We start from the raw sequence: 2,314 nt of genomic DNA, 5'->3' as shown, positions 1-2,314 counted from the left end.
CGATGGAGGGCCGGGTGGGGGAGCGGGCCGGTGCCGTTTCACAGCAGAAAAGTGGGGGCTGGCGAAGCCGCTGGTCCCCGGCTAGGGCCGCGCCATGCCAGTCAGCCAAGCCGATATCGACCTAGCCAAGCGCCTCGCCGACGCGGCGGGCGCCGCGATCCGCCCCTATTTCCGCGCCGAGCACGGCCTCGAGGCCAAGGACGATTCCTCGCCCGTGACGCTCGCCGACAAGGCGGCGGAGGCAGCGATGCGGCGGCTGATCATCGCCGAGCGCCCGATGGACGCGATCATCGGCGAGGAAGAGGAGGATCGCGCAGGCACCAGCGGCCGCACCTGGGTGCTCGATCCGATCGACGGCACGCGCAGCTTCATCGTCGGCCGCCCGATCTTCGGCACGCTGATCGCGCTGCTCGAGGATGGCTGGCCCGTGCTCGGCATCATCGACCAGCCGGTCATCGGCGAGCGCTGGCTCGGCGTCACCGGGCGCGAGACGCTGTTCAACGGCAAGCCCGCGCACGCGCGCACCTGCCGCGAGCTGTCGAAGGCGCTGCTCGCCACCACCTCGCCCGCTTTGTTCACCGACGATCAGCTCCACGCCTTCGAGCATGTCGATGCGGCGGTGATGAGCACGGTGCTGGGCGGCGACTGCTATAATTACGGCCTGGTCGCCTCGGGCCATCTCGATCTGGTGATCGAGGCGGGGCTGAAGCTCCACGACTTCGCCGCACTGGTGCCGGTGGTCGAGGGCGCGGGCGGCCGCATGTGCGATTGGCAGGGCGATCCGCTCCACGCCGGCAGCAACGGCGAGGTGATCGCCGCGGGCGACCCGGCGCGGATCGAGGAGATCGTCGAGGCGCTCGCCTGCCGCGGGCACTGAGCGCCGGAAGTTTACACTAGGTTGACACCATCGCGGAGTCCTGCGCGAGGCCGTCACCCGCCGGCTGCATGCCCGTCCTGTCAAGGATCCAAGCAGACGAATTCCAACATTGCAAGTCGCCAAATCAATCCCCGCCGGGGAGCGCCGCGGGGTTCCACACCACTTCCCAGACATGCCCATCGGGGTCGCGGAATAGCCGGCATGGCCGCCATAGAAAGTGTCCGCAGGTTCCTTGACGATCTCCGCGCCGGCACGCCGCGCCTGCTCGATCACCTCGGCCACTTCCTCGCGGCTCGACACGTTATGGCCGAGGGTGAAGGCGGTCGGGCTGACGGGCGCCTTGGCGAGGCCGGTGTCGTGGGCGATGTCGTCCTGCGCCCAGATCGCCAGCCGGACGCCCCCTTCAAGCTGGAAGAAGGCGACCGCGCCATGCTCATATTCGCGCCCGACGATGCCCTCGCTCGGCAGCCCGAGGCCGTCGCGATAGAAGGCGAGCGAGCGATCGAGATCGGCGACGCCAAGCGTCAGGACGGAAAGGCGGGGTCTCATCGGCTGGCTCCGGGCGGTCGACGGGCAGAAGGCGAAACCGCAGCGCCGCCCGCCGGTTCCGGACGGTTGCAAAGCGCGACCTTTGCCGCTAATGGCCCGCCTTTCCGCGATTCAGGTGGACCGCCCGGCTAACTAGGGCTGCCGTGGCTGTCTTGTAATCGTCGCGCGTAAAAGGAGACGAAAATGCCCAAGATGAAAACCAAGAGCGGTGTGAAGAAGCGCTTCAAGTTCACCGCGACGGGCAAGGTGAAGCACGGCGTCGCCGGCAAGCGTCACCGCCTGAGCAGCCACAACGCGAAGTATATTCGCACCAACCGCGGCACGTCGGTCCTGTCCGAAGCTGATGCCGGCCATGTGCGCCTGTGGGCGCCCTATGGCCTGAAGTAAGGAGTAAGCGACCATGGCACGTGTCAAGCGTGGTACGACCACCAAGGCGAAGCATAAGCGGATTCTGGATCAGGCGAAGGGCTATTATGGCCGTCGCAAGAACACCATCCGCATCGCGCGCCAGGCCGTCGAGAAGGCCGGCCAGTACGCCTATCGCGACCGCAAGGTTAAGAAGCGCAGCTTCCGCGCGCTGTGGATCCAGCGCATCAACGCCGGCGTCCGCGCGGAGGGCCTGACCTATTCGCAGTTCATGCACGGCCTGAAGCTGGCAGGGATCGAGCTGGACCGGAAGGTCCTGGCCGACATCGCCATGCACGAGGGCGAGGCGTTTACCGCCATCATCGCGCAGGCGAAGGCGGCTTTGCCCCAGGCCGCCTGAGGCAGCCTGACGCAAGCGAACAAATGGGGCGCCGGTGGAGACACCGGCGCCCGTTTTGGTTTGGCCTCACTCTCCGTCATCCCGGCCGTGTGCCGGGGTCCACCGGGGGGCCGGTGATGGAC

General features: G+C 67.4%; 3 protein-coding genes and 1 pseudogene. 3 read left to right on the top strand and 1 reads right to left on the bottom strand.

The genetic code is table 11. The features are described from left to right. Window positions 1-94: 94 nt before the first annotated feature. A complete protein-coding gene (gene hisN, locus VGD28_RS15930) occupies window positions 95-877 on the top strand; it encodes a histidinol-phosphatase (protein ID WP_331029337.1) in 783 nt (260 codons plus the stop codon). 243 nt (window positions 878-1,120) lie between these two features. Here hisN and VGD28_RS18700 read toward each other — a convergent pair. After that, window positions 1,121-1,426: pseudogene (locus VGD28_RS18700) on the bottom strand (VOC family protein); the annotation flags it as partial. A gap of 183 nt (window positions 1,427-1,609) precedes the next feature. Between VGD28_RS18700 and rpmI the strand changes: the two are divergent. Both rpmI and rplT read left to right on the top strand, forming a co-directional pair. Beyond that, window positions 1,610-1,813: a 50S ribosomal protein L35 gene (rpmI, locus tag VGD28_RS15920; RefSeq protein ID WP_066581118.1), complete on the top strand. Its 204-nt coding sequence runs from the start codon at window positions 1,610-1,612 to the stop codon at window positions 1,811-1,813. 13 nt (window positions 1,814-1,826) lie between these two features. Beyond that, window positions 1,827-2,192, top strand: a complete 366-nt coding sequence (gene rplT, locus VGD28_RS15915; RefSeq protein ID WP_010543146.1) for a 50S ribosomal protein L20 — start codon at window positions 1,827-1,829, stop codon at window positions 2,190-2,192. Window positions 2,193-2,314 lie beyond the last annotated feature (122 nt).

This window comes from Sphingomonas sp., assembly GCF_036402235.1.
In the GTDB taxonomy this organism is placed as follows: Bacteria; Pseudomonadota; Alphaproteobacteria; order Sphingomonadales; family Sphingomonadaceae; genus Sphingomonas.
This window is presented reverse-complemented; position numbering and strand designations above follow the sequence as displayed.